Origin of the sequence: Mycobacterium sp. HUMS_12744610 (assembly GCF_041206865.1) — a bacterium.
Classification (GTDB): domain Bacteria; phylum Actinomycetota; class Actinomycetes; order Mycobacteriales; family Mycobacteriaceae; genus Mycobacterium; species Mycobacterium servetii.
In genome coordinates, this window is sequence record NZ_JBGEDP010000001.1 from 1,615,189 (window position 1) to 1,640,718 (window position 25,530).

A 25,530-nucleotide genomic window follows, 5' to 3' on the forward strand; every position below is an offset into this window, starting at 1 on the left:
ATCGCCACCGGGAGGAGAGTCCTCGGTCACAGGGCCGATCGTCGTGACCGACGCTAATTGCTTCAGATGCATTGCAAGCACCGATCATAGTCAGGACCGTTGCCGGACCAGGCTTGTCGCCTCGCTGACCGGCGGAGGAGGCGATAGGCGTATCTCGTCGGCCAGTCAAATCCGCTGCTGGAATGCCACGTTGGTTCATGGATGGGATGCGGTTAGCAGCGGTCCGGTCTCGTCGGTACCCGGATATGCATGACGACGTTGTGATGGCCGCGTACGATCCCGCAACCGGCGCTATGTCGGGCCGGACGGCACGGTATCGAAAGACCTATCTGGTCGGGCGATCGAGCAGGGAGCAGACATGGCAGCAGATGCTGACGCCCCCATGGCGAAACAAGCGGCACCGAATCCGGGGGCATTTCGGCGGAGCCCGAGCCGTCAGAGCCTGTGGCGTCGTCGTCCGCCCCGGGGAGCCGGTCCCTCATCGCCCCGCGATTTCGCGCGCCTGCAGACGCGCGGCGATCAGCATGGTGACCAGCGGATGCGGCGAGACAACGTCGGTCAGGCCCGCGTCCAAAGCGGCGTGGACGCCTGCTTCGGTGTTGTCGTCGATCGCCGGGTGATCCCCGGCAGCGTGCGCGACCAGCGGGCTGTGCCGGCGTGCGATCGTTGCGAGCTCAGCCAGGTCAGGGGTGTCGTCCTCGGACCACGCCGTCAGTTCGAGGGTGCCCTCGCGGACTTCGCCCTCGGCGCCGTCGATCGTGATCTGCTTGCCGGCCAGAGCCCGGGTGATTCCGGTCCCGCACCCGACGACCGAGGGCCGATGCAGTTCGCGCGACACCACAGCCGCGTGACTGGTCGCGCCGCCCGTTTCGGTGACGATGCCCCGCGCCGCCATCATGCCGCGAATGTCGTCGGGACTGGTGCAGGGGCGCACCAGGATCACGTCCTTGCCGGCCTCGGCCGCGTCGATCGCCTCGTCGACGTCTTCGTAGGCCGTGCCAGACGCAACTCCGGGGCAGGCGGGCAGGCCCTTAGCCAGAAGCGGTGCAGCCAAACGGGTCTCGGGTTGTAGCGAGGGCCGCAACAGCGTCTCGAGCTGCGCAGGGTCGATGCGGCGCAGCGTTTCTAGATCGTCGATCAAGCCCTCGGTGCGCAGCGCCAACGCCAAGCGCACCGCGGCCTGCGCCGACCGCATGGCCACCCGGGTCTGCAACAGCCACAGCTTGCCCTGTTCGACGGTGAACTCGATGTCCTGCACATCGGCGGCGATGCGCTCGAGCGTGCCGGCGGCTCTGAGTAATTCTTCGTAGATCGCCGGTTGCTCGTCGCGCAGCGCGGTCACCGGCTGCACGTCGAAGGTGCCGGAGACGACGTCCTCGCCCTGACCGTTAGGCAGCCATTCGCCGAATGGTTCGCCTGCGCCGGTCAGCGGGTTTCGCGAGAACAACACTCCGCTACCCGATTTCGGATCGACGTTGCCGAAGACCATGGCTTGCACTACCACGGCCGTGCCACCGACCTCACTGAACCCGCGGTGCTTTCGGTAGGCGACGGCGCGGGGTACATTCCAGGATCTGAAGACCGCACCGATGGCGCCGTCCAACTGGGCGAAGGGGTCGTCAGGTACCTCGCTGTCGGCGCCAGCGAGGACGATGCGCCGATACATGTGGCGGAAGCGCCGGCGGGTGTCGACGGCGAACTCGGGGCTATGCAGCTCGGCGAGGGCCGACTCGACGGCGTCGTCGATGCCCAGGTCGAGCACGGTGTCCAACATGCCGGGCATGGACAGGGCTGCGCCGCTGCGGACGCTCACCAACAACGGCCGCGGGCCGGCCCCGAAGGTCCGCGAGGTCTCCGCTTCCAGCCGGCACAGCTGGGCGCGTACGTCGTCGCGAATGGCGTCGGCGGTCGAGTCGGGTTCGTCGAAGTAGCGCGCACACACCTCTGTGGTGATGCAGAACGCCGGGGGCACGGGTAGGCCCTCGCGCCGCATGACGTTGATGCCGTAGCCCTTGTCGCCGAGGATATCTCGCGGCAGGGCTGCCGTGCCGTCGAGGGAGACGACGGGCGGATGCTCAAACGGCGTAGCACCGTCCATTCCTGCCCACTCCTTCCGGCCGACCACAAGTCGTCCGCTTATCGTTTCACGAGTCCGATGTCGGAGGTGGCAACGTGCGAATGGCCGCGGGGAGCGCCTCGTCAAGACGGCGGGGTTTCAGCACGGTGTGTCGCCGCCCATGCGGTCGTCGCCGAATCGCCCGGCTCAATCTCCCGGCGCTCCTGTCAACCGAGCGACCAAATGCTCTAGGTTTGCACCTATGACTCCCTACTACGTCGGCTTACTGATCCTGCGGCTGGTGTTGGGCGTGACAATGGCCGCGCACGGCTACAACAAGTTCTTCGGCGGTGGCCGCATCCCCGGCACCGCGCGCTGGTTCGAAAGCATCGGCATGAAGCCCGGTAAGTTCCACGCCACCGTGGCCGCGACCACCGAGATGGCCGCCGGGTTGGGCCTGGCCGCGGGGCTGTTGACGCCGATTCCCGCGGCGGGCTTCGTGTCGCTGATGTTCGTCGCTGCCTGGACCGTGCACCGCGCCAACGGCTTCTTCATCGTCAAGGAGGGCTGGGAGTACAACCTGGTCCTGGCCGTCAGCGCGGTCGCGGTCGCCACGCTGGGGGCGGGCAGGCTGAGCCTGGACTGGCTGATCTTCGGCAAGAACTGGTTCGACGGTTGGCAGGGCCTGCTGATCTCGGTGGTGCTCGGCCTGGCCGGAGCGTTCGGTCAGTTGCTGATCTTCTACCGCCCGCCGGCGAAACAGGCGGGCTGACGGCTCGCCGTCCCGCAAGCTTTCCGGCCACTCGCGGCCGCGCGCTAGCGGGAGTTTCCAGCCTTTGTAGCTGATCGGCGTGTCTTGCGTTGTGGTGCTTGATGTTTGTGGGGCTGGAGTGTATTACCCATATATGGCGTCGATCGTGGGTAAGCGGCGCGGCAAGCAGACCTATTACTACCTGGTGGAATCGGCCCGCGTGCAAGGTAAGCCGCGCATCGTTTCGCAGCAGTATTTGGGCAGCGCGGAGGAGGTGATGGCGAAGCTGTCGGCGACGCCGGCCGGGCAGCCGATCCGTAGCCAGCACAAGCAGTTCGGGGATCTGGCTGCGGTGTGGTCGATGCTGGCCCGGCTGGATGTGGCCGGCATCGTCAACGACGTGGCGCCCCGGTACGCGAACGCGGCCGCACCGGTGGGCACCTATGTGGCCCTGGCGTGCGCGAACCGGATTGTCGACCCATGTTCCAAGCGTGGCTTCGCTGACTGGTGGGCCACCACGGCCGGGTCACGGTGGGTGAAGCTGGACCGGGCCGCGCTGGATCATCGCCGGTTCTGGGACGCGATGGACCGCCTGGGCCAGACCGAACTGCGTGAGATCGAGACCCGGCTGGGACGGCGGATGGTGACCGAGTTCGGGCTGGATTTGACCGGGCTGGCGTTGGACATGACCAACTTCGCTACCTTCATCGACACCGGCAATGACCGCGCGCCGATCGCGCAGCGGGGCAAGGCCAAGCAGAAACGCACCGATCTGCGGTTGGTCGGGCTGGCCCTGGTCGTCACCCGCGACGGCGGGGTGCCCGTGATCAGCCACCCCTATCCCGGGGACCGGCCCGATGTCACCCAGTTCAGCACCGTCGTCGACGAACTGCTCACCCGCTACCGGGACCTGGTCGAGCACGTGGAGTCGCTGACCGTGGTCTATGACGCCGGGCAAAACAGCAGCGACAACCATGCGGTAGTGGAGGCGCACGGGATCGGGTTCGTCGGTTCGCTGCCGCCCAGCGATCACCCCGAACTGCTGCAGATCCCGACCCGGGACTACCGGCCCGTGGACGACGACCGCTACCCCGAGCTGCGCTATGTCGACACCACCGTCACCGCGCTCGGCGTCACCCGCCGAGCGGTACTCACCCACTCGGCGAACCTGGCGGCCAAACAATCCCGCGGCCTGGACCAGACCCTGGCCAAGGCCCGGCGCCGCCTGGCCGAGCTGGCCGCCCGCCTCGCGCGCGGCCGCACCCGCCGCGACCGCGACCAGGTCCAGGCCGAGATCACCGCGATCCTCAAACCCCGCTGGGTCGCCGACATCATCACCACCACCCTCACCGGCGACACGCCCGCCCAATTGAGGCTGTCCTGGCGCACCGACACCAAGGCCCGAAAGCGCCTGCAAGAACGGCTGTTCGGCAAGCGCATCCTATTCACCAACCGCGACTGGCCGGTACCCGACGTGGTGGCCGCCTACCGATCGCAATCCGACGCCGAATTCGGGTTCCGCCAACTCAAAGACCCCCACGTAGTCTCGTTCAGCCCGATGCACCACTGGACCGACTCCAAGATCCGGGTGCACGTGTTCTACTGCGTGCTCGCCCTGGCCGTCGCCCACCTGATGCGCCGCCAGACCGAGCACGCCGGGCTGCACCTGTCGGTACGCGAACTACTCGACGAACTCTCCGGCATCCAAGAGACCGTGTTGATTTACCACGACGGCAGCAAGGGACGGCCCCGCGTGCAGCGCATGCTCACCGACACCAGCCCCACCCAACAGCGACTCGCCGACCTGTTCGCAATCCACCAATACGCACCCACCCGCTGACCAACAACGCCCAACACAACGACTTGGGTAATACACCAACCCTGCCCAAAAACCCAACCCCACCAGGGCAAATCAGGCCGTCGATCAACGAAGGCCGGAAACTCCCGCTAGCGCAGCACCGCAGATAGGCCTAACGTTGCTGGTTATGGCCGCTTTGCGGCAGACCTGCTGGTTGTGCGGCAGCGAGTTCTATGCTCGTGCCGACGCACGGTACTGCTGTAATGCGTGCTGCCAGAAGGCCCACCGCCGCGCCCGGGCGGCGCGGTGCGCCTTCGCGCGATCCCAGGTCGCCACCACGATCCGGAGCGCACGAGAAGCCCGGGAGCAGGCCCCCGCCCTGCGCGAACGATCGGCGGCGAGACACGCCAATTCGTATGCGGCGCCCACCCGGAGCGGCTCGGCGCCACCCGACGGCTAGCAACCACATCGCCGCCGGGTGGTCGGGTGGCTAGTGTCGGGTTGTGTTGATGCATGCGGTACGGGCGCGGCGCAGCGCCGAGGAGTTCCCGCGCGCCGATCACCTGGCGGCCAGGATCGCCGACGTCGCGACCGACCCGGTCCCCATCGAGCCGGACGTCGCGGCGATGGTGGCAAACCGGATCATCGACAACGCCGCGGTCAGCGCCGCGGCGGTGCTGCGCCGGCCGGTGACCGTGGCCCGCCGGCAGGCGCTGGCCCATCGCGTCGCGCACGGGGCAGCCGTGTTCGGCGTGGACGGCGCCTACTCGGCCGACTGGGCGGCATGGGCCAACGGGGTTGCGGTGCGCGAGTTGGACTTTCACGACACCTTTCTGGCCGCCGAGTATGCCCACCCGGGCGACAACATCCCCCCGCTGGTGGCCGTTGCGCAGCAAATCGGCGTGTGCGGTGCCGACCTGATCCGCGGTGTGGCCACCGCCTACGAAATCCACATCGACCTGGCGCGCGGAATCTGCTTGCACGAGCACAAGATCGACCATGTCGCCCATCTGGGGCCCGCGGTGGCGGCGGGGATCGGGGCCATGCTGCGGCTGGACACCGAAACCATCTATCAGGCGATCGGGCAGGCCGTGCACCTGACCACTAGTACTCGCCAGTCGCGCAAAGGCCTGATCTCGAGCTGGAAGGCCTTCGCGCCGGCGCACGCTGGAAAGGTCGCCATCGAAGCGGTCGACCGCGCGATGCGCGGTGAGGGATCGCCGGCGCCGATCTGGGAGGGCGAGGACGGCGTCATCGCCCGGCTGCTCGGCGGGCCGGACCGCGAATACCGGGTGCCGCTGCCCGCTCCTGGCGAGCCCAAGCTCGCCATCCTCGACAGCTATACCAAGGAGTATTCGGCGGAGTACCAGAGCCAGGCGCCGATCGACCTGGCGCGGCGGTTGCGCGCGCGCCTTGCGGCGTCGGAGGGCGGACTCGATCGGATCGAGGCGATCGTGTTGCACACCAGCCACCACACCCATGTGGTGATCGGGACCGGTTCCGGGGACCCGCAGAAGTTCGACCCGGACGCGTCGCGGGAAACGCTCGACCACTCGCTGCCTTATATTTTCGCGGTCGCGCTGCAGGACGGCAGCTGGCACCACGAGCGCTCCTACGCGCCCGGGCGCGCTCACCGGCCCGACACCGTGGACCTGTGGCGCAAGATCTCCACCGTCGAGGATCCGGAGTGGACCCGCCGCTACCACTCGACCGATCCGGCCGAGAAGGCCTTCGGCGCGCGGGCGGAGGTGCGCCTGGCCGACGGCGAGGTGATCGTCGACGAACTGGCCGTGGCCGACGCGCATCCACTGGGCGCCCGGCCATTCGGCCGCCGGGAGTACATAGCGAAGTTCGCCGAACTCGCCGGCGGCGTCGTGGGAGCCGCCGAGCAGCGAAGGTTCTTGTCCGCGGTGGACTCCCTGGCCGATCTGCGGGCCGCGGATCTGCATGCTTTGAACGTCGTGATCGATCCGCGGGTGCTGCAAGCCGCACCCGCGACACCGCCGGGGATCTTCGGATAGCCGCCCTGGGCTCCCACTCGAGCAGGAAACTCTGACCCGAAGATCAACGCATCAGACTAGAACACGTTCTAGTCTGTGAAACCATGGGATTCCTCAAGCCCGACCTGCCGCAAATCGACATGGCCGAATGGAGCAAGGGCACCCGCAGCGAGAAAATCCGTCCGATGGCCCGGCACTGGGCCGAGGTCGGGTTCGGGACGCCCGTCGTCCTACACCTGTTCTACGTGGCGAAAATACTGCTCTACATCCTCTTCGGATGGCTTTTCGCGTTGGCCACGAACGGCATCCACGGGTTCACCGGCGTCGGGTCGTGGTGGTCGGAGCCGATCGTGTTCGAGAAGGTCGTCCTCTACACGATGTTGTTCGAGGTGGTCGGCCTGGGCTGCGGGTTCGGGCCGCTCAACAACAGGTTCTTCCCGCCGATGGGCTCGATCCTGTACTGGATGCGCTTCGGCACCATCCGCCTGCCCCCGTGGCCGGACCGGGTTCCCTGGACCAGGGGCACCAAGCGCACGCCGATCGACGTGGGGCTCTACGGGCTGCTGCTGGTGGTGACGCTGGGGGCACTGCTCTCCGACGGCACCGGCCCCGTGCCGGAACTGGGCACCACGGTCGGCCTGCTGCCGACGTGGGAGATCGTGCTGATCCTGCTGCTGCTCGGCGTGCTCGGCCTGCGCGACAAGGTGATCTTCCTGGCCGCCCGCGGCGAGGTCTACGGCAGCCTGGCGGTGACCTTCCTGTTCGGCGGGATCGACATGATCGTGGCCGCCAAGCTGGTGTTCCTGGTGATCTGGATGGGCGCGGCGACCTCCAAGCTCAACAAGCACTTCCCGTTCGTGATCTCGACGATGATGTCGAACAACCCGCTGGTGCGGCCCCGCTGGCTGAAACGCCGCTTCTTCGAGAAATTCCCGGACGACCTGCGGCCCGGCTGGCTATCGCGCTGGCTCGCGCACCTGAGCACGGCCGTCGAGATGCTGGTGCCGCTGGTGCTGTTCTTCTCCCACGGCGGCAAGCCGACCATGGTGGCCGCGATCGATGGTGTGCTTCCACCTGGGCATCCTGGTGTCGATCCCGATGGGGGTGCCGCTGGAATGGAACGTGTTCATGATCTTCGGGGTGCTGTCGCTGTTCGTCGCGCACGCGGGCATCGGGCTGAGCGACGTCAGACACCCGGTGCCGGTGGCGATCCTGTTCATCCTCGTCGCGGGCACCGTCGTCCTGGGCAACCTGTTTCCCCGTAAGATCTCGTTTCTGCCGGGCATGCGGTACTACGCCGGCAACTGGGACACCACGCTGTGGTGCATCAAAGGATCGGCGAACGACAAGATCACCCGGGGCATCGTGGCGATCGCCAGCATGCCGCAGGCCCAGCTGGAGCGCTTCTACGGCAGCCCGGAGGCGGCGCAGATTCCGATTTACATGGGATATGCCTTCCGCGGCTTCAACACTCACGGTCGGGCGCTGTTCACCCTTGCCCACCGCGCCATGGCCGGCCAGAACGAGGACGACTACGTCATCACCGACGGCGAGCGGATCTGCAGCACGGCCATCGGCTGGAACTTCGGCGACGGCCACATGCACAACGAGCAGCTGATCGCCGCCCTGCAGCAGCGTTGTCACTTCGAGCCGGGGGAGGTGCGCGTCGTCCTGCTCGACGCGCAGCCGATCCACAAGCAGACCCAGCAGTATCGCCTGGTCGACGCGGCGACCGGTGAGTTCGAGCGCGGGTTAGTCAAGGTCGCCGACATGGTGACTCGTCAGCCCTGGGCCGACGACGTTCCGGTCCACGTGCACGCGACCGGGTGAGCGCTGTCACTCACGGGACGTGAGGCGCTGGGCTGTTTCCGAGTGGGTACCCGGCGGCACGGGCACAGGCGTTTGCCCGCTACGCGCCCTTTGGTCCACGCGGCGCCGTCGGTGGTAGCCCGCCCCGCCGAGAACTCGCAGACGGCAAACGTCACGACGGCTTAGGCCGCGCTCACACCGGGCCGCATGTCGTACCGTAGCAAACGGACAGGAGGCTGTCCGATCCTGAACGCGCTGTGACGTAGACGACTCCGGTAGTTTGCTATCCGGTGATATATGCGATCCGGCCGCTCGCCTCGAATTGCTGATCCGGGGGTTATCGCAGCTCGACGCGCTCCCAAATCGTTATTTCACACGTGACTTGCCCGTAATACTACTCTCAGGTAACATCCGTCACAGCGCTGTGACGCGCGCCATACTCCACACCCAGCAAAGGAGTAGTCATGACAATAACCTCAACTGCCGATCGACAGGGCGTGGCAGCCTGGTCGCCGGCGGGCTCGTCGACCCGCATGCGGCCGTATCTGGCCGCCGGCGTCGCGATGATGGGTGCCAGCCTCATCGCGGTCAACCCGCTCACCCCGACCATCGTCAACGACATCCAGGAGCGCGCGGTGCGGCTCACCGACTCGGTGGTCGCCGATGTCGGCGACTTCGCCGCCAACGTGGGCACCGCGCTGCCGGGCTCGCTGGACATGAGCGGCTTGGCCAGTGCGGCGGCCTCGATTCCGCCGGCGGTCAACCCGATCGTGGAGTGGCTGAACGTGTTTGAGACGGCGGGCTCCAACCTGCAGAGCATCGCCGACACCTGGCTTGCCGACCCGTTCCCGGTGCTGGCGCAGGTGGCCAGCAACCAGATCGGCTTCGCCGACACTTTGGGCAGCAACTTGCAGACGCTGGGCAACGGTGTCTACGACCTGCTGACCCAGACGTTGCCGCCGCAGATCAACACGCTGATCGACGGCATCCAGGCCGGGGACATCGCGTCCTCGGTGAGCACGTTCAACAGCAACTTGACGTTGGACCTGCTTCCGCTTGCCACTCCGCTGGTGAATATCGCCGATATTCCCGGTGAGATGTTGACGAATCTGTCGACCACGGTCAGTCAAAACTTGTCCAACACCGTTTTGGAGCTCTTGCTCGACTTCAATGGCACGATTTTTGCGCAGGCACAGGGGGCCGCAAACGGACTGCAGTTGGCGCTGGACGCCTACAACGCCGGGCAGTACGGCACCGCGTTCGTCGACCTGCTGAACGTGCCCGCCCTTAGCGTGGGCGGTTATCTCAACGGATCAACAGGCCCGTTTGACGTGGGTTACCTGCAAACAGGCGGACTGCTCGATCAGCTGGTCAACGAGATCCCCCAGGCCTTCGCGAAATCGCTGATACCGAGTGGGGGAACGGCGGCCACCTGGGGTGGGGTTCTCGACCAGCTGGGCACCCTGTTGTTCGGCGGGCTGGAATCTTACTTCGGGGTGGCTCCCGCGGCTTTCGATCCCGTCGCCGCGTTCGATCCCGCCGCGTTCAGCGCCGCGTTCGACCCGGCCGCGTTGTCGATGGCCTTCGACCCGGCCGCGGTCACGGACATCGGCTCGATGCTGGCCGCCGACCTGGCGCCCAACCTGAGCACCATCGCGCTGGATCTGCTCTCGTCGCTGCTCTGAGTTGCCGTCGGTGTGGCCAGTCTTCCCGCGGGCGCCACCCGCGGGAAGACTGGCCGCTCGGCTTTTGCCGAATCCGTTGCCGCGTAGGCGATTTCGGTGAAAACCGCACTGTATTCGCAGTGGCCGGGCTACGATGGCGGGAACTGCTGGGATGCAAGCCAGATCAGTTGTCCCCGGCAGGTGCCGCGCCTAATCGCTTCGGTCACAGGAGAATTTGGTCCCCGTTGCCGGGGTGGCCGGCCGACATTGGTGACAGGAGGTGGAGGTCGTGTCCTTCGTAACGGCTCGACCGGAAATGCTGACCGCCGCGGCGGGAAGCTTGTCGAGGATCGGATCGTCGATGGCGTCCAACAATGCGGCGGCCGAAGGGCCGACCACCGAGGTGGCGCCGCCGGCGGCCGACCAGGTGTCCCAACTGGTGGGCACCCACTTCGCCGCGCACGGGTTGGCCTACCAGACCATTGCGTTGATGGCCAACCAGATCCACGAGGCGTTCGTCAACGCCCTGTCCACCGGCGCCACGTCGTACACGATCACCGAGGCGGCCAACGTGGCGGCGGCCGGCTAGGGCAAGGCGGCCGCGGTGTTCTTCTCCTTTTTCCCCCCCGAAATCATCTCCGGGATGATGTACTCGGGCCCGGGCTCGGGGCCCCTCGTGGCGTCGGCGGCGGCGTGGGATGGGCTGGCAAGCGACCTGTACGCGACGGCGGCTTCCTATGAGTCGGTGATCGCGACCCTCACCAGCGGATGGGCGGGCCCGTCGGCGATGGCGATGACCGCGGCAGCCGTGCCGTACGTGTCGTGGATGGGCGCGACGGCCGCGGCAGCGGCCGAGGCCGGCGCGCAGGCGAGCGCGGCGGTGGTCGCGTTCGAGACGGCGTTCGCGACGACGGTGCCCCCGCCGGTGATCGCCACCAACCGGGCGGTGCTCGCCGCGTTGATCGCCTCGAACATCTTCGGCCAGAACACCCCGGCCATCGCGGCGACCGAGGCCGACTATCTGGAGATGTGGGCCCAGGATGTTGGCGCGATGAACGGATACGCCGCCTCGGCCGCCGGTGCGCTGCAGACGCCGGCGTTCAGCGTGCCGCCGGCGATGACCAACCCGGCGGCCACGCTGACGCCACTGCTGACCAGTTCCGGAGCCGGCGCGCTGTCCGCGCTGACCACGCTGAGCGTCGAGCTGCAGGCGACGCTGGGGTCGCTGACGACGTCGGCCCCCGTGGCCGGGTTTCTCAACGCCACCGGTCTGGGTTCGTTGGCGAGCGGGGGCGGTCTGACCCAGGCGTCGATCTATCCCATCGAGGGCGGCTACTACGCGGCGATGATGAGCAGCATCCCGGCGCGCATGTTCATGAGCATGGGCAACTCGGCCGGATCCTCGGGAATGGGGCTTACCGGCAGTCAGGCGCTGTTCGACAGCATCGGCCAGTTCGTCAGCAGCAAGATGCAGGTGGTGGTCGGCGGGATCTCCAATCAGCTCAAGAGCTGGGGTGGTTCGATTTCGGCCCAGTTGGCGTCCGCCTCGAAGCTGGGTGGGCTGTCGATCCCGTCGGGCTGGTCGGCGGCCGCGGACGGGGGGATCCGTGCCGCGCCGGTGCTGCCACCCACCAGCGTCGCCAGCCCGGCGATGGCGCAGGCCTCGGCCATGCCGAACAGCCCGTTCGGCCAGGCGCTGATGGGAGCCCTCAGCGGTCGGGGCATCGGCAGCATCGGCAAAGTGCCGGCGAAGATCCTGCCCCGTTCACCGGCCGGGGGCTGATCGCCGCGGTCAGCTCGACACCTCGGCCCTCACCTCGTGGGCCGCGCCCACCATGTTGCGCAGCGACGCGGTCACCTCGTCGACGGAGCGCGTCTTCAGCCCGCAGTCGGGGTTGACCCAGAGCCGTTGTGCCGGAAGGGCTTTGAGCGCGGCACGCAACGACTCGGCCATCTCGGCGGTGCCGGGCACCCGCGGGGAGTGGATGTCGTAGACGCCGGGCCCCACGCTGTTGGCGAAGCCGACCGAGTTGAGGTCGTCGAGCACCTCCATGTGCGAGCGCGCCGCCTCGATCGACGTCACGTCGGCGTCCAGGTCCGCAATCGCCCCGATCACCTCGCCGAACTCCGAGTAACACAGGTGCGTGTGGATCTGCGTCGAGTCGGCGACACCGGAGGTGGCCAAGCGGAAAGCCCCGATGGCCCAGCGCAAGTACTCGCCCTGGGCGGCGCGGCGCAGCGGCAGCAGCTCCCGCAGCGCGGGCTCGTCGACCTGGATGATGGAGATGCCGGCGGCCTCCAGGTCGAGGATTTCGTCGCGGATGGCCAGCGCCACCTGGTTGGCCGTCTCGGCCAGCGGCTGGTCGTCACGGACGAACGACCACGCCAGGATCGTGACGGGCCCGGTCAGCATGCCCTTGACCGGCTTGTCGGTCAGCGACTGCGCATAGGTGATCCACTCGACCGTCATCGGTCGGGGCCGGGACACGTCGCCGTAGAGGATCGGCGGACGAACGCAGCGGCTGCCGTAGGATTGCACCCACCCGTTCTGGGTGGCCGCAAACCCCGCCAGTTGTTCGGCGAAGTACTGGACCATGTCGTTGCGTTCCGGCTCGCCGTGTACAAGGACGTCGAGGCCGAGTTGTTCCTGCAGCTCGATGACATCGGCGATCTCCCGCTTCATCCGGTCGACGTATTCGGCTTCGGTGATCTCACCGGAACGAAAAGCGGCGCGCGCCTTGCGGATCGCGGGGGTCTGCGGGTAGGAGCCGATCGTGGTGGTCGGCAGCGGCGGCAGGTGCAGCCGCGCGTCCTGCGCGGCGCGGCGCTGTGCCGGCTCGCCGCGGTGCACACCGGAGTCGAGGATGTCGGCGATGCGGGCCCGCACCCGGTCGTTGTGCAGTCGCGGATCCTCGCGGCGGGAGGCGGCGGCCGCATCCGACGCCGCGATCTGCCCGGCGACCGCGTCGCGTCCGTCGCGCAGCGCGCGCGCCAGGGTCACGACCTCGGTGACCTTCTCCTGCCCGAACGCCAGCCAGCTGAGCAGCTTTTCGTCCAGCCCGGTCTCGGGTTCGAGCGAGTACGGCACGTGCATGGTGGAGCAGGAGGTCGAAACCGCCACCGTGGCGGCCGAATTCAGCAAGGGGACGAGCGTGTCCAGCGCCGCCGCAAGGTCGGTGCGCCAGACGTTGCGCCCGTCGACGACGCCGGCCACCAGGATTTTGCCGGCCAGTTCGGGTACCTCGACTATGGATGCGACCGCCGCGTCGGCGCCGGCCACCAGGTCGAGGCCGATCGCTTCCACGGGCGTGCGGGCCAGCGCCGCCAGGGACGGGCCGGGGTCGCCGAAGTAGGTGGCGACGTGGATGCCGGGACGCGTGCTCCGCGAGCCCAGCGCGTTGTAGACGCGCTCGGCCAGGGCGGGCGCGTCGGGGCAGATGTCGGTGACCAGCGCCGGCTCGTCGAACTGCACCCACTGCGCGCCGGCGTCGGCGAGCAAGGCGAGCAGCTCGGAGTAGACAGGCACCAGCTCTTCGAGGCGTTCGATCGGTGCGTCCGCGCCCTTGATGCCCTTGCTGAGCAAAAGGAAGGTGACCGGGCCGATGACGACGGGTCGCGCCGGGATGCCCTGGCCGAGAGCTTCTTTCAGCTCGGACAGCACCTTGCCCGCGTTCAGGGTGAAGCGGGTGGTGGGCTCGATCTCGGGGACCAGGTAGTGGTAGTTGGTGTCGAACCACTTGGTCATCTCCAGTGGTGCGACGTCGTCGTTGCCACGGGCGAGGGCGAAGTAGCGATCCAACTCGTCGGGAATGTCGGTCACGCGTTGCGGCAGCGCGCCGAGCAGGAACGCCGCGTCGAGCATCTGGTCGTAGTAGGAGAACGTGTTCACCGGCACGGAGTCCAGGCCCGCGCCCGCCAGCCCCGACCACATATCGCGCCGCAGTGTGGCTGCGACGGCCTCCAGCTCGGAGCGGCTGGTCCGCCCGGCCCAGTACCCCTCGGTCGCGCGCTTGAGCTCGCGATTCGGGCCGATGCGTGGAGAGCCGGTGACTGTGGCGGTGAATGGCTGGGGGGTCACGGTCTGGTCCTATCGCTCGACGGAATGTGGTCACCGCCCGTGGCGGTGCGCGCCTTCTGTGCAACGCCCACAGCCAAACGCCCATTCCACCGGGCGATGAGCCACCGGACGCGGCGCGCCCGGCACGACTGCCAGCGGGCCGGCCCCGCGGGGACACCTCATCGCCGCAGCGACAGTTGTCGTTGCCGTGTCGCGCTGCCGGGGACGTGCCGGACTCTGACCGGGTTCCCTGCCGCGTTGCGCGTCTAACCTGCCGGGTTCGACGCCGACCGCGAAGTCAGGTCAGCTTGCCAGCGCCTCGGCGATGGGGGTTTTGCCGTTGTTGAAGTCGATGGTGCGACCGATCGTCGAATCGTCCGCGAGTGCGGCGGCCACGACCAGGGCGACATCGCCCCGGGTCACCTCGTGCCCTGCGCCGACCACGATCCGGCCCGTCGGCGCGTCGAGGGTGAGCCGACCCGGCCCGAGGATCGTCCAATTGAGGTCGCTGGCCCGCAGCCGCGCATCCGCGGCCGCCTTGGCCTCGGCATAGGGAAAGAACGAATCACTCGGCGGTACACCGTGATCCGCGCCCGCCCCGAAATACGAGACCATCACGAAACGCCGCACCCCGGCCCGCGCGGCCGCGTCGATCGTCCGGATCGCCGCGTCCCGGTCGACGGCGTAGGTCCGTTCCGGGCTACCCCCGCCGGCCCCGGCGGAGAAGACGACCGCGTCGTGCCCGGCGAGCAGGCCGGCCAGCGCATCGGTGTCCAGCCGCTCGACGTCGGCGACGACCGGCGTGGCGCCGGTGGCCGCGACGTCGTCGGCGTGGTCCGGATTGCGGAACACCGAAGCCACCTCGTCGCCGCGCTCGACCAGGATGGGGGCCAGTTGCAGCGCGACCTTCCCGTGGCCGCCGATGACGACGATGCGTGACATACCCCGACGGTAGCGCGGTGGTCTCGACCGGGGGCAACCCGCTTCTAGAGCTTCACCCGCCCCATGATGATGTCGATGATCGGCTTACCGGGCGGGTAGGCGCCGGTCAGCGACGCCATCGTGTGCCCGTAGTCCACCAGCAGCGTGATGCCGTTGATACCGAAGGCGGCGGCGCTGTTGAGGAACGCCATCACGTCACCCATCTGCTCCGGCGTGTGAACCTTCGAACCGGTCTCGTCGCGATAGTCCTGGGCGAACGTCAGCCAGAGGTCGGCGTTGGCCTGGGCCAGCGGGGTGTCGGTGGGACCGGGGCAGATCGCGTTGATCCGAATGCCCTTCTTGAGCAGGGGATAACCCTGCGTCGCCACGTAGGCGTTGACGACCTTCTTGGAGAAGCCGTAGTGGATGATGCCTTCCGACTCGTGCGCCTTGACCCAGTCCTGCGCGGCCGCGAAGTCGCCCAGGGCGAGGAACTCGTTCAGCAGGTCCAGATCGTTTTCCCACCCCATGCCGGCCACCGAGGAGATGAAGCAGATCGCCGAGCCGGAGGGAAGCTGGTTTTTCTCGAGCAGGCGATCGATGAGATACCGGTGGCCGAGGAAGTTGATCGCCATCAGGTCGGTCGTCCCCTCGGCGATGCCGGCGGCCGAGAAAACGGCGTGCACGGGGCCGTCCAGCTGCTCGAGCGCGGCATCGATCGAGGCGGGGTCGCGCAGGTCCACCTGGATCGACTTGGCGACGTCATAGTTCACCGGCGCGTAGTCCATGACGATGACTTCGGCGCCGAGCTCCCCGGCCGACTTGGCCGCCGCGGCACCCATGCCGGTCGCACCGCCGACCACGAGCGCCCGCTTACCGTCATAACGCAACCGATCGACGATGGTCATGGAAATCCCCTTCTCGGCAATTGCTAACCCGGTTCTAACCGCCCAACTGTATGGGTAACAGTTTTTTGGTTCAATACCTAACCGCTTCGAACCGCGACGCCGCGCAAAACCGTGTCCCGCGCATGCAGCAGCGCCGCGCGGGTGCCGATGTTGCGAAGGATGTTCTCCGGTATCCACTGCAAGCCGACGACGCACCGTGCCAGCATCGCCGTCGATGGCGCTTGGATAGCGATCTCTCCTGACTTGATGCCCTCGGAGAGAAGCGATTTCATCTGCCGAAGCCTCGTGGCATACAACCAGCCGGGGTTCGGGCTGTCCGGCGGTGATTGCCGCATCCAGGCCAGCTGAATCCGGAACTCGTCGGAGAATCGGTCGAGTGCGTTGACGTTGACCCAGCTCAGTGCGTCCAGCTTCTCGACGGCCGTGGCATCCGAGCGCAGGACTTTGACCCAGCCCGCCTCCACCTTCTTGCCGAAGGATTTCATGATCGAGGCAAGCAGTTCGTCCTTGGACCCGATCACCCGGTAGACGGTCCCGGTGCCCATGTCGGCGGCCGCCGCGATGTCCCTGATGGTGGTCACCTCGTAACCCTTGCGACCGAACACGGTCCGCGCCACCGCACGCACGTGGGCGGCTTTGTCGCTGGGATCCGCGTCGCTGTCGTCGGCCCAGGTGTCGATGACCTCGTTTGCGGCGGCAAAGGCCTGGGATCGGTCCAGGGCCGCATCGGCGGGTGAGCGGGTCGCCAACCCCTGCAGGATGATTCGGCAGAGGAGGCTCGCAACCTGGTCGGGCGAGGAATCGTGGCGCATCACGGCGAGCCCGACCTGCAGCATTGTCTGGCAGATGCGGTCGGCCAGGACCGGAAGGTCGATGTCGGGTTTGATGTACCCGCTCCACCGCCCGGCGCGCAAGGCCTGCAGCATCGCCTCCTGGATGGCCACGGGCTGCCGCCGGGTCAGCTCGATCAGCTCGGGATCCGAACTCGGCCCCTCATAGAAGGACATCTGCAGCGCCGCACCGTGCTGCACGGCGCAGCGGGCGATCGCCGACCCGAGCTCGATGATCTTCTCGGGTACCGGTCGCGCGTCGGGTGCGTCCAACTTCGCCTGCGCGGTCCGGCCGATCCGATCCAGATCGTCCTGGTAGCGGCGGATCAGTTCGACCAGGATCGCCTCTTTGGACTCGAAATGGTGATACAGGCTGCCCGGCAGGATTCCTGCGGCGTCGGCGATCTCCTGTAGCGAGGTCCGCAATCCCGAGGACGCGATCAACGATGCCGCGGTCTGCAGGATCTCGGTGCGACGGGTGCCGGAGTTCTCTGCGTGGTTCGCGCGCTCGGCTTCCGGCGGGCGACCCTTGGGCAGCGAGTTGGCTTTGGCCATGATCAGCGGTGGTCGAGCTGTGGCGAGTGCGGTTTCGCGGCCCTGCGCATTCGTCCTCCCGCCGAACCAAATCTTTGTTGGAGGCTATCAGACGGGGTGCGCCAAACGCGCTGCACAACGCGTTGCCACCATCGTAGAGGCCGGCGGACGGCCCGAGGGGGGCCGCGGCCCCGGCCGCGCCCGGGCCGGCCGGGGCGAGTGCGGGCGCCCTCTAATAACGATTTCGCCGAATTGGGGCTTGCCTACCTGCCAGCGCCTTACCATTTCACCATCTTGCAAATAGTCTCTATAGGGGACTATTGCTATAGATAACCGTTGAGCCGGTGCGGAGACATTGGTGCGGGCAGCTGTGGTGGGGTTGTGATGGTTCTGGATTTCTCGTGGTTGCCGCCGGAGGTCAACTCCGCGCGCATGTTCACCGGGCGGGGATCGGGTTCGTAGATCATGGCGGTCGAACCGCTTCATCCATGGCCACCCGGCATCGCGCTTATCCCGCGTCGCTCACACACTTCCAGCACCTGATCGAAGATCGACGTGGGTATGTAGAACGCTTCGGTGCACGACATCTGCTCGAGATTATGCCGTGCGTTTCGCCTTCGATGGCAATCACGTTGGTCAATCCGACCAGTCCCGCCTTTGCCGCGGCGTAGTGCGCCTCCATCGGTTGACCGAAGACCCCCGCCGAGGACGAGACGAACACGAAACGTCCGCCCCCGCTTTTCTTCATCTCGCGATAGGCGGGCTGCGAAAGATGGAAGCCGCCAGCGACAACCGCCACGCGGTCGGTGAAGTCGATCATGATGCACTCCCCGTAGCCTGCAGCCGGCGCCGCGATGCGATTGACGGCAATGGCACCGGACTCTACGGTGGAACAGATATTTGGTCAACGCAGTCCTGCGGTCGGAGGTGAGCGTGCCGAGCGAGGATCGCGCAGCCCGGGTCCAGACACTGGGCATGCTCGCGTCCGTACTCGCGGGCCGAGGGGTCGCGGTGGCCGAGTCGAAACCGGGCGAATCCCCGTGGACGGACGGCCACACGCTTTATCTCGATCCGTCCGCCAGAGCCCGCGCCAATCTCGAAACCGTTGCGGTGCAGGCCTCGATGATCGCCGCCGGCAGCCTGGAACCCGACGTTCTGCGCCGCCTGCGCCGCCGGCCCCGGCTGGCGAGGCGCTATCTGGCGATCGAAGCTCACCGCGCACTGGCCGGCAACAGCGGTTTGCTGCCGGGAATCCTGGCATCGTTGGCCGACCGCGACATCGCGGGCCGGAGCGACTCGCCCGCGCAGTCGCTGAGGATCGCCGAGGGCCGGAGCACGATCGCGGACCCGGCGCCGGAGTTCGGCGAGATCCGCGCGGCCAGGGTGCTGGCCGGCCGTTCCCGCGCGGCCCGACGGGGCGATCCGGCACCCGGACACGTCCCGCGACGCGGCGCCGGGGGAGAACCGGAAGACCTCGACGACGGCGAAGTCGACGATTCCGACGATGCGGACATGTTCACCAGCCCGGTCGGCGGCGGCGGTTTTCTCGGCAAGTGGCTGAAAAAGCTGCTGTCGTCGGTGCGTAAGACCGGTGGCGGTGGCGGACCGGCCGGCGCGGACACCCCGACGCATCGGACGAACGCGGCGAATCGCGGGCAGCACGCCGTGTCGTCGTCGGCGGCGACGTCGATCGAGGACCTCGGCGACCCGGAACGTCGCACCGGTGGCCTGACGTATCCGGAATGGGACGTGGCGCGAAAGAAGTACCGGCCCGCGTGGTGCACGGTGCGCGAACTCGAGCCGAGGATCAAGGCGCAGGCGACGCACGCGATCGACGACGCCGTCAGCGTGCGGCGCCCGCTGTCACGGCTGGGCATGGGCCTGCACCGCCGCCACCGCCAGTCCCAGGGCGACGACATCGACATCGACGCCGCGGTCGAGGCCCGCGTCGAGGCGCTGGCCGGATCGCTGCCCGGCGAGGCGGTCTACCTGGACAGCCTGGCGAACCTGCTGGTCGCGCTGCACGACCTGGGTGACCGACGTCTCCGGGTCCGCGGCCGAGCCCGGCACTTCGGGGCGCACGGTGCACGAGCAGCAGAAAGCGGCGGTGGCGAACCTGCTGGTCGCGCTGCACGACCTGGGTGACCGGGTCGCGCTCTACGGTTACTACTCGCAGGGCCGCGGCGCGGTGAGCGTGGTGCCCGTCAAACGGTTCGACGACCACCTCGACACCCGGGTCATGAAGCGGCTCGACAGCATGGAGCCCGGCGCGTACTCGCGCCTCGGTGCGGCCATCCGCCACGGCTCGGCGGTCGTGGAAGCGCGCGGCGGCACGTCGCGGCGGTTGTTGGTGGTGCTGTCCGACGGACTCGCATACGACCACGGATACGAGCGTGCCTACGGTGCCGCGGACTCGCGCCGCGCCCTGGCCGAGGCCCGCCGGCGCGGCACCGGCTGCGTGTGCCTGACGATCGGCGCGGGAACCGACGTGCGGTCGCTACGCCGGGTGTTCGGCGACACCGCCCATGCGACGATCGCGCGCCCGGATCAGCTCGCCGGGGTGATCGGACCGCTGTTCCGGTCGGCGCTGCGGTCGGCGGAGGTCCGGCGCCGGGTCTCGTGACGTGCACTCTCTCGGGTTCACGATGATGCTTGTCGCACAACGTAGTTGAGGGCAAAGGGGCACGATGTCCCCTCCCTGATGTGCGCTTGAAACAAACATCTGTTCCGGATACGCTGCAACCACAGCGTGGCGAAAGGGAAGTTATGGCCGAGGAGCCCGGGCTGGCGTTCCGCAACGGCGCGGCCTCGGAGGCGGTGCGGCCCTACTACAAGGCGCTCGGCAACGAGGAGGCCATCTTCAAGGCGGCCCACCGCCAGGGTCTGGCGCTCCTCCTGAAGGGGCCGACGGGGTGCGGCAAGACCCGGTTCGTCGAGGCGATGGCCCACGACCTCGGCCGGCCGCTGATCACCGTGGCCTGCCACGACGACCTCACCACCGCCGACCTCGTCGGCCGGTACCTGCTGCAGGGCGACGAGACCGTGTGGGTGGACGGCCCGCTGACGAGAGCGGTGCGCGAGGGGGCCATCTGCTACCTCGACGAGGTGGTGGAGGCCAGGCAGGACACCACCGTGGTACTGCACCCCCTCGCCGACCACCGGCGGCAGCTGCCCATCGAGCGGCTCGGCGTCACGCTGGACGCGGCCCCGGGTTTCGGTCTCGTGGTGTCCTACAACCCCGGCTACCAGAGCGTGCTCAAGGACCTCAAGGATTCGACGCGCCAGCGGATGGTGGCCATCGAATTCGACTTCCCGGCCGCCGAATTCGAGGAGGGGATCGTCGCGCACGAGGCCGGGGTGGACGGTGCCACCGCCGCCGAGCTGGTGCGTTTCGGCCAGGCCATCCGCCGGCTCGAGACCGGCGGCCTGCGCGAGGTCGCGTCGACCCGCGTGCTGATCGCGGCGGGCAGGCTCGTCGCGGCGGGGCTCGCCATGCCGGACGCCGCCCGGGCCGCCATCGCCGGGCCGCTCACCGACGACGTGGCGGTGGGCCGGGCGCTGGGCGAGATGATCGACCTCTACCTCGGCGGGGCCGGCCCAGTCGATTGACGCTGTCTGCCAGCGCAGCTAGTGTCTGAACAAATATTAGGTTTCCCAGGCGGGCAGGTCGAATGTCCTACGAAAGCAGCGCAGAACCGATCAAGGTCGGTTACCTCATGGACTTCACGCTCCCACCGCAGTTCCCGGAGGAGATGAAAGCCGACTTCACGCGGTGCTTCGACCTGATATTCGCCGAGGCCCTCTCATCCGGGGTGCTGGACCGGCCCGTGCAGATGGTCTACCGCGAAGTGGAGGGATTGCCCAAGGGATCGGTCAAGGCGGTGATCGACGCGTTCGGAGCACTCGTCGACGACGGGTGTCTGGTGGTGTTCGGGCCCCACATCACCGACAACTGCGTGCCGACCCGCGAGGCGATCGAGGAGCGTTTCAAGGTCCCGGCGATCAGCGTCACCGGCACCGACGACTGGTTGGGCGAATGGACGTTTGCCTTCCCGCAGGGATCGATGACCGACGAGCCCATCTTCATCGCCGACCTCCTGGCCAAGCGCGAACTGTCCGAGATCGGAGTTCTCGTCGAGCAGAACCTGATCGGCGAAAGCTACCTGAGGAATCTGCGTAGTGCGTGCCGGCGCAAGGGCATCCGCATCGTCGCCGAGGCGGCCATTGCGCAGACCGCGCAGGACATCGACGAAGCGGTGCGCTCCCTGCACGATGCGAAGGCGGACGCGATCGTGCACCTAGGCTTCGGGTTCGGGATCGTGTTCATCAATCCCGCGCTGCAGGCCGTCGATTGGGACCCACCCAGATTCACCACCACGGCCTTCCAGAACGCCTGGGTGAACCCCGTCATGTGGGACGCGTTCACGGGCTGGATCGGCGTCGACCAGTACGACGAGCAGAACCGGCTCGGCCAGGACTTCCTCGACCGCTACGCCGCAGCGTACGGCGGCAGGCGCCCCGAATACTGCGTGCCCGTGGTCAACCGGGACGTCGCCGCGACGCTGGTGCGCGCGTTCACCGACGCTCATCCGCTCAGCCCGCGTGGGGTCAAGGAGGCGCTGGAGCGGGTGAAGATGATGCCCGCCGCGGCCGGTGCGCCCGGTACCCGCGTGTCGTTCGGCAAGTGGACTCGACGGGCCTGGATGGGCGCCGGCTACCTGGTCGCTCGGACGCTCGACGCCGACGGCGTCAGCTCGCATCTGGTCGACCGCTTCGGAGAGGAAGGCTGATGCCATGTCCGCGGACCAGTCGCTGACCGTGGGCGAGACACCGGTCCGGCAACCCGGGGGCGCAGGGCGCGGCTGGGGCGGATGGATCGCCGGCGCCGCCGTGGCCGCGTTCGTGGCCTTCTTCATCGCGAACTGCCGCGTCGCCCTCGATCCCCGCGTCGCGAACCCGAAGGTGCAGGGCCGGCCCCGTCCGGTCAGGTTCATCTTCGGCCTCGATTACATCGCTTTCCTGCAGATTTCGACCGTGATCATGCTGATCGTGCTGCTCGTGGTGTTCATCAGGGGCTGGCGACGCAACCCGGGCAGCCCGGTGATGCTGATGTTCTTGTGCACGACCCTGATCGTGTGGCAGGACCCGATCATGAATTGGGCGCCGTTCGCGGTCTACAACCCCGATCTCATCCATTGGCCCGAGTCGTGGCCGCTGGTGTCGCTGTCGCCGACGGTCGAGCCCTTCGTCGTGTTCGGTTACGTCACTTTCTATTTCGGTCCGTACTTCCCGGCGATCTGGATCCTGCGCAAGCTGCAGGCCAGGCGCGGCCCCGAGGCGTTCGTGTCGCGGCACCCGTTGGTCAGCCTGGGCGTGCTGACCTGCGCCATCGGCTTCGTCTTCGACGCGTGGCTGGAGATCCAGCTCGTCCACACCGGCATGTACATCTATTCCCAGGTGATACCGTGGGGTTCGGTGTCCACCGGCACGACATTCCAGTTCCCGCTGATCTGGGAATCGTTCTCGGTGACCTTCGTGATGGCGCCCGCCGCGATACTCTGCTACCGCGACGACACCGGAAAGTCGGTGGCCGAGAAGCTGGCCGCGAAAGCCAAGGTCTTCCCCGGCCGTCCGGTGCTCGGCACGTTCCTGGTGATGTTCGCGATCATCAACGTGTCCTACTTCGCCTACGGGGCATGGTTCGCCGTGATCAAGATCAGCCACGCGGCGACCTCCGTGGCCTGCCCGTGGCCCTACCCGGAAGCCAAAGTGTATGACCCACAGGGCTTTTACGAAAAGGCGGGCGCCCAGGGGCCCTACTCGGTGGGCATCTGGTCGACCTGGGCGAGTGGGGAGCCGAACGGACGGCCCCATGTCGAAGCGCCGCCGCCCGGTCATGGGCCCTGCGCGACTTCTTCGTCACCGAGCGCGAATGGCTGAGGCGCGCGCGGTCGTCATCACCGGCGCGTCCCGCGGCCTGGGATTCGCCTCGGCGGCGCGGCTCTATCGCGAGGGCTGGCGCGTGGTGGCGGCCATGCGGAACCCGGCCACCGGGATGCCGCTGCTGCGCGCGGCAGCCGACGCCCTGCCCGACGACGACCGGCTGATCGGCGTGCACCTCGACCTGCTGGACACCGCGTCGGTGGCCGCCGCGGCCAAGGCGATCGAGGAAGCCGTCGGTGCGCCGTACGCCATCGTGCACAACGCGGGCATCTCTGCCGCCGGGATGGTCGAGGAGACCGATATCCGGTTGTGGCAGAACATGTTCGCCACCAGCGTCCTGGGTCCGGTCGAACTCACCAAGGCATTGCTCCCGGGCATGCGGGCAGCGGGTGAGGGCCGCATCGTGCTGGTGTCCAGCGCGGCCGGGGTCCGCGGTCAGCCCGCCACCGCGCCGTACTCGGCGGCCAAGGGAGCGGTGGAGCGGTGGGGTGAATCGATGGCCTGCGAGATCGCGCCGTTCGGTCTCGGTGTCACCGTTTTGGTGGCCGGCACCTACGACACCGACATCATCACCGACGCGGGCACCACCGACAACCGCGACTTCAGTGGCCCGTATGCCCGGCTGCACAACACCATGAACACCCGTGGGAGGGCCGCGATGAAATTGGCGCGGTCACCCGAACGGTTCGCCGACGGCCTGCTCCGGGCGCTGGACGACCGGGGCCCGTTCCGCCGCCGCGGCGTCGGCCCCGATGCCTCGATGCTGCTGGCGACCAGCAGAATTCTGCCCGTGTCGGGCATGCACCACATGTCCCGGGTCGTGCTGGGCATACCGCGGCAGGGTTCGATGCGGGACGGCGCCTGGCCGCTGACCGCGGCGCAGCGGGCGATGGTGTTCGCCGCGCGGATTCTGCCGCAGCCGGTCCTGCAGCGCTTGGCGGCCCGCAAAAGCGAAGTGAAGGAGCGTTGATGGAACAGCTTTTCGACGACCTGGAGGACTTCGGCGCCTTCGACGCCGCGGTGTCCGGGGACGTGCGCGACCCCTACACGGAGTTGGCCCGGCTGCGCCGCGAGGAGCCGATCCAGCGCCTGGACGTCTCCGGGATGCCGCACGAGGAGTCCAAGCCGGTCTTCATCGTCTACCGCCACGAGGAAGCCCAGCAGATGCTGCGCGACAACGAGACGTTCTCGTCGGCGGGCGTGATCGCGGCGTTCGGCCCGGTGTTGGGGGAACGCGTGATGCTCGGCATGGACGAACCGCTGCACGGCCGGCTGCGGTCGTTGGTGTCGAAGGCGTTCTCGCAGAAGGCGTTGGCGCGGTGGGAAGACGAGTTGGTGGGGCGCGTCGGCAACAGCCTGATCGACAAGTTCGCGGGCAACGGCAGGGCCGACCTGGTCAAGGAGTTCACCTTCGACTACCCCAGCCAGATCATCGCGGGCCTGCTGGGCCTGCCGGAACAGGACTATCCGCAGTTCCAGCGGTGGTCCATCTCCCTGCTGAGTTGGATCCTGAATCCGGAACGGGGTCTTGCCGCGTCGGCCGCCCTCTGCGACTACTTCGCGCCGATCCTGCAGGCGCGCCGCGCCGATCCGCGGGGCGATCTCATCAGCGGGCTGGCCCAGGCCGAGATCGACGGAGAGAAACTCGAGGACGAGGAGATCTACTCGTTCTTGCGCCTGCTGCTGCCCGCGGGGGTGGAGACGACCTACCGGTCGCTGGGTAGCTTGTTGTTCGCCCTGCTGTGCGACCCCGCGCAGTTGGACGCCGTCCGCGCCGACCGGTCGCTGCTGCCGCAGGCCATCGAAGAAGGCGTGCGGTGGGAACCACCCCTGCTGACCATCACCCGGGTCGCCACCCGTGACACCGAACTCGGCGGGGTGGCGATACCGGCGGGCTCGACGGTGATGCCGATGCTGGGGGCCGCCAACCGGCAGGAGGACCGCTACCCCGACCCGGACACGTTCGACATTTTCCGGCCCGCGCGCTCGCACCTCGGCTGGGGCCACGGCGTGCACGTCTGCCTGGGGATGCACCTGGCGCGGCTCGAGATGCGCACCGCCGTCAACCTTCTGCTCGACCGGCTGCCGAACCTTCGGCTGGACCCCGACGGCGACGACCCGCACATCCGCGGGCAGGTCTTCCGGTCGCCGACGTCGCTGCCGGTGCTGTTCGATCCTCGATAGCCGACCTGACAGCGGTTGAAACTTGCCAATCGGATAGTTTCCGGTAAGGCTCTCCGTAGCCCCTCAACGACTCAG

General features: G+C 67.8%; 16 protein-coding genes and 4 pseudogenes. 14 read left to right on the top strand and 6 right to left on the bottom strand.

Annotated elements, in window-relative coordinates:
- Positions 1 to 478: 478 nt before the first annotated feature.
- Positions 479 to 2,098 carry a pyruvate, phosphate dikinase gene (locus AB8998_RS08115; RefSeq protein ID WP_369737397.1) on the bottom strand — a complete coding sequence of 540 codons (1,620 nt, stop codon included), beginning with the start codon at positions 2,096 to 2,098 and terminating at the stop codon, positions 479 to 481.
- A 220-nt stretch (positions 2,099 to 2,318) separates the two neighbouring features.
- Here AB8998_RS08115 and AB8998_RS08120 point away from each other — a divergent pair, with 220 nt between their 5' ends.
- The 7 genes and pseudogenes from AB8998_RS08120 to AB8998_RS08150 all read left to right on the top strand — a co-directional run bounded on the left by AB8998_RS08120 (position 2,319) and on the right by AB8998_RS08150 (position 11,861).
- Complete coding sequence (locus tag AB8998_RS08120) at positions 2,319 to 2,828, top strand: DoxX family protein (protein ID WP_369737398.1); 510 nt, start codon at positions 2,319 to 2,321, stop codon at positions 2,826 to 2,828.
- A 133-nt stretch (positions 2,829 to 2,961) separates the two neighbouring features.
- The gene (locus tag AB8998_RS08125; RefSeq protein ID WP_369737399.1) at positions 2,962 to 4,647 is read left to right on the top strand and encodes an IS1634 family transposase; all 1,686 of its coding nucleotides are present in this window, start codon (positions 2,962 to 2,964) and stop codon (positions 4,645 to 4,647) included.
- 467 nt (positions 4,648 to 5,114) lie between these two features.
- Positions 5,115 to 6,626 carry an MmgE/PrpD family protein gene (locus AB8998_RS08130; protein ID WP_369741474.1) on the top strand — a complete coding sequence of 504 codons (1,512 nt, stop codon included), beginning with the start codon at positions 5,115 to 5,117 and terminating at the stop codon, positions 6,624 to 6,626.
- Between the two features lie 83 nt (positions 6,627 to 6,709).
- A pseudogene (locus tag AB8998_RS08135) lies at positions 6,710 to 8,435 on the top strand (DUF3556 domain-containing protein).
- 443 nt (positions 8,436 to 8,878) lie between these two features.
- Positions 8,879 to 10,099 carry a hypothetical protein gene (locus AB8998_RS08140; protein WP_369737400.1) on the top strand — a complete coding sequence of 407 codons (1,221 nt, stop codon included), beginning with the start codon at positions 8,879 to 8,881 and terminating at the stop codon, positions 10,097 to 10,099.
- A gap of 268 nt (positions 10,100 to 10,367) precedes the next feature.
- Positions 10,368 to 10,667 carry a PE family protein gene (locus AB8998_RS08145; protein ID WP_369737401.1) on the top strand — a complete coding sequence of 100 codons (300 nt, stop codon included), beginning with the start codon at positions 10,368 to 10,370 and terminating at the stop codon, positions 10,665 to 10,667.
- 15 nt (positions 10,668 to 10,682) lie between these two features.
- The gene (locus AB8998_RS08150; RefSeq protein WP_369737402.1) at positions 10,683 to 11,861 is read left to right on the top strand and encodes a PPE family protein; all 1,179 of its coding nucleotides are present in this window, start codon (positions 10,683 to 10,685) and stop codon (positions 11,859 to 11,861) included.
- Positions 11,862 to 11,870: 9 nt separating this feature from the next.
- Here the strand turns inward: AB8998_RS08150 and metE are convergent, their stop codons facing one another.
- The 4 genes from metE to AB8998_RS08170 form a co-directional block, all read right to left on the bottom strand.
- Positions 11,871 to 14,156 (bottom strand): 5-methyltetrahydropteroyltriglutamate--homocysteine S-methyltransferase, encoded by a 2,286-nt coding sequence (gene metE, locus AB8998_RS08155; RefSeq protein WP_369737403.1) that lies wholly within the window; start codon positions 14,154 to 14,156, stop codon positions 11,871 to 11,873.
- 282 nt (positions 14,157 to 14,438) lie between these two features.
- Positions 14,439 to 15,077, bottom strand: a complete 639-nt coding sequence (locus AB8998_RS08160) for an SDR family oxidoreductase (RefSeq protein ID WP_369737404.1) — start codon at positions 15,075 to 15,077, stop codon at positions 14,439 to 14,441.
- Positions 15,078 to 15,121: 44 nt separating this feature from the next.
- Entirely contained in the window at positions 15,122 to 15,964 is an 843-nt protein-coding gene (locus AB8998_RS08165; RefSeq protein ID WP_369737405.1) for an SDR family oxidoreductase, read from the bottom strand.
- Between the two features lie 77 nt (positions 15,965 to 16,041).
- A complete protein-coding gene (locus AB8998_RS08170; protein ID WP_369737406.1) occupies positions 16,042 to 17,349 on the bottom strand; it encodes a TetR/AcrR family transcriptional regulator in 1,308 nt (435 codons plus the stop codon).
- A gap of 363 nt (positions 17,350 to 17,712) precedes the next feature.
- Between AB8998_RS08170 and AB8998_RS08175 the strand changes: the two are divergent.
- A pseudogene (locus AB8998_RS08175) lies at positions 17,713 to 17,784 on the top strand (PPE domain-containing protein); the annotation flags it as partial.
- 133 nt (positions 17,785 to 17,917) lie between these two features.
- Here AB8998_RS08175 and AB8998_RS08180 read toward each other — a convergent pair.
- Positions 17,918 to 18,112, bottom strand: a pseudogene (locus tag AB8998_RS08180) (SDR family NAD(P)-dependent oxidoreductase); the annotation flags it as partial.
- Between the two features lie 191 nt (positions 18,113 to 18,303).
- On the opposite strand from AB8998_RS08180, the pseudogene AB8998_RS08185 reads away from it, so the two are divergent.
- The 6 genes and pseudogenes from AB8998_RS08185 (at position 18,304) to AB8998_RS08210 (ending at position 25,455) form a co-directional block, all read left to right on the top strand.
- Positions 18,304 to 19,951 (top strand): annotated as a pseudogene (locus AB8998_RS08185) (nitric oxide reductase activation protein NorD).
- 143 nt (positions 19,952 to 20,094) lie between these two features.
- The gene (locus tag AB8998_RS08190; RefSeq protein WP_369737407.1) at positions 20,095 to 20,937 is read left to right on the top strand and encodes a CbbQ/NirQ/NorQ/GpvN family protein; all 843 of its coding nucleotides are present in this window, start codon (positions 20,095 to 20,097) and stop codon (positions 20,935 to 20,937) included.
- Positions 20,938 to 20,999: 62 nt separating this feature from the next.
- Positions 21,000 to 22,118, top strand: coding sequence for an ABC transporter substrate-binding protein (locus AB8998_RS08195; RefSeq protein ID WP_369737408.1), 1,119 nt, complete (start codon positions 21,000 to 21,002; stop codon positions 22,116 to 22,118).
- 4 nt (positions 22,119 to 22,122) lie between these two features.
- Positions 22,123 to 23,268 (top strand): spirocyclase AveC family protein, encoded by a 1,146-nt coding sequence (locus AB8998_RS08200; protein ID WP_369737409.1) that lies wholly within the window; start codon positions 22,123 to 22,125, stop codon positions 23,266 to 23,268.
- Complete coding sequence (locus tag AB8998_RS08205) at positions 23,261 to 24,241, top strand: SDR family NAD(P)-dependent oxidoreductase (protein ID WP_369737411.1); 981 nt, start codon at positions 23,261 to 23,263, stop codon at positions 24,239 to 24,241. The genes AB8998_RS08200 and AB8998_RS08205 overlap by 8 nt, the downstream gene beginning before the upstream one ends.
- The gene (locus AB8998_RS08210) at positions 24,241 to 25,455 is read left to right on the top strand and encodes a cytochrome P450 (RefSeq protein ID WP_369737412.1); all 1,215 of its coding nucleotides are present in this window, start codon (positions 24,241 to 24,243) and stop codon (positions 25,453 to 25,455) included. Before AB8998_RS08205 ends, AB8998_RS08210 begins: the two co-directional genes overlap by 1 nt.
- Positions 25,456 to 25,530 lie beyond the last annotated feature (75 nt).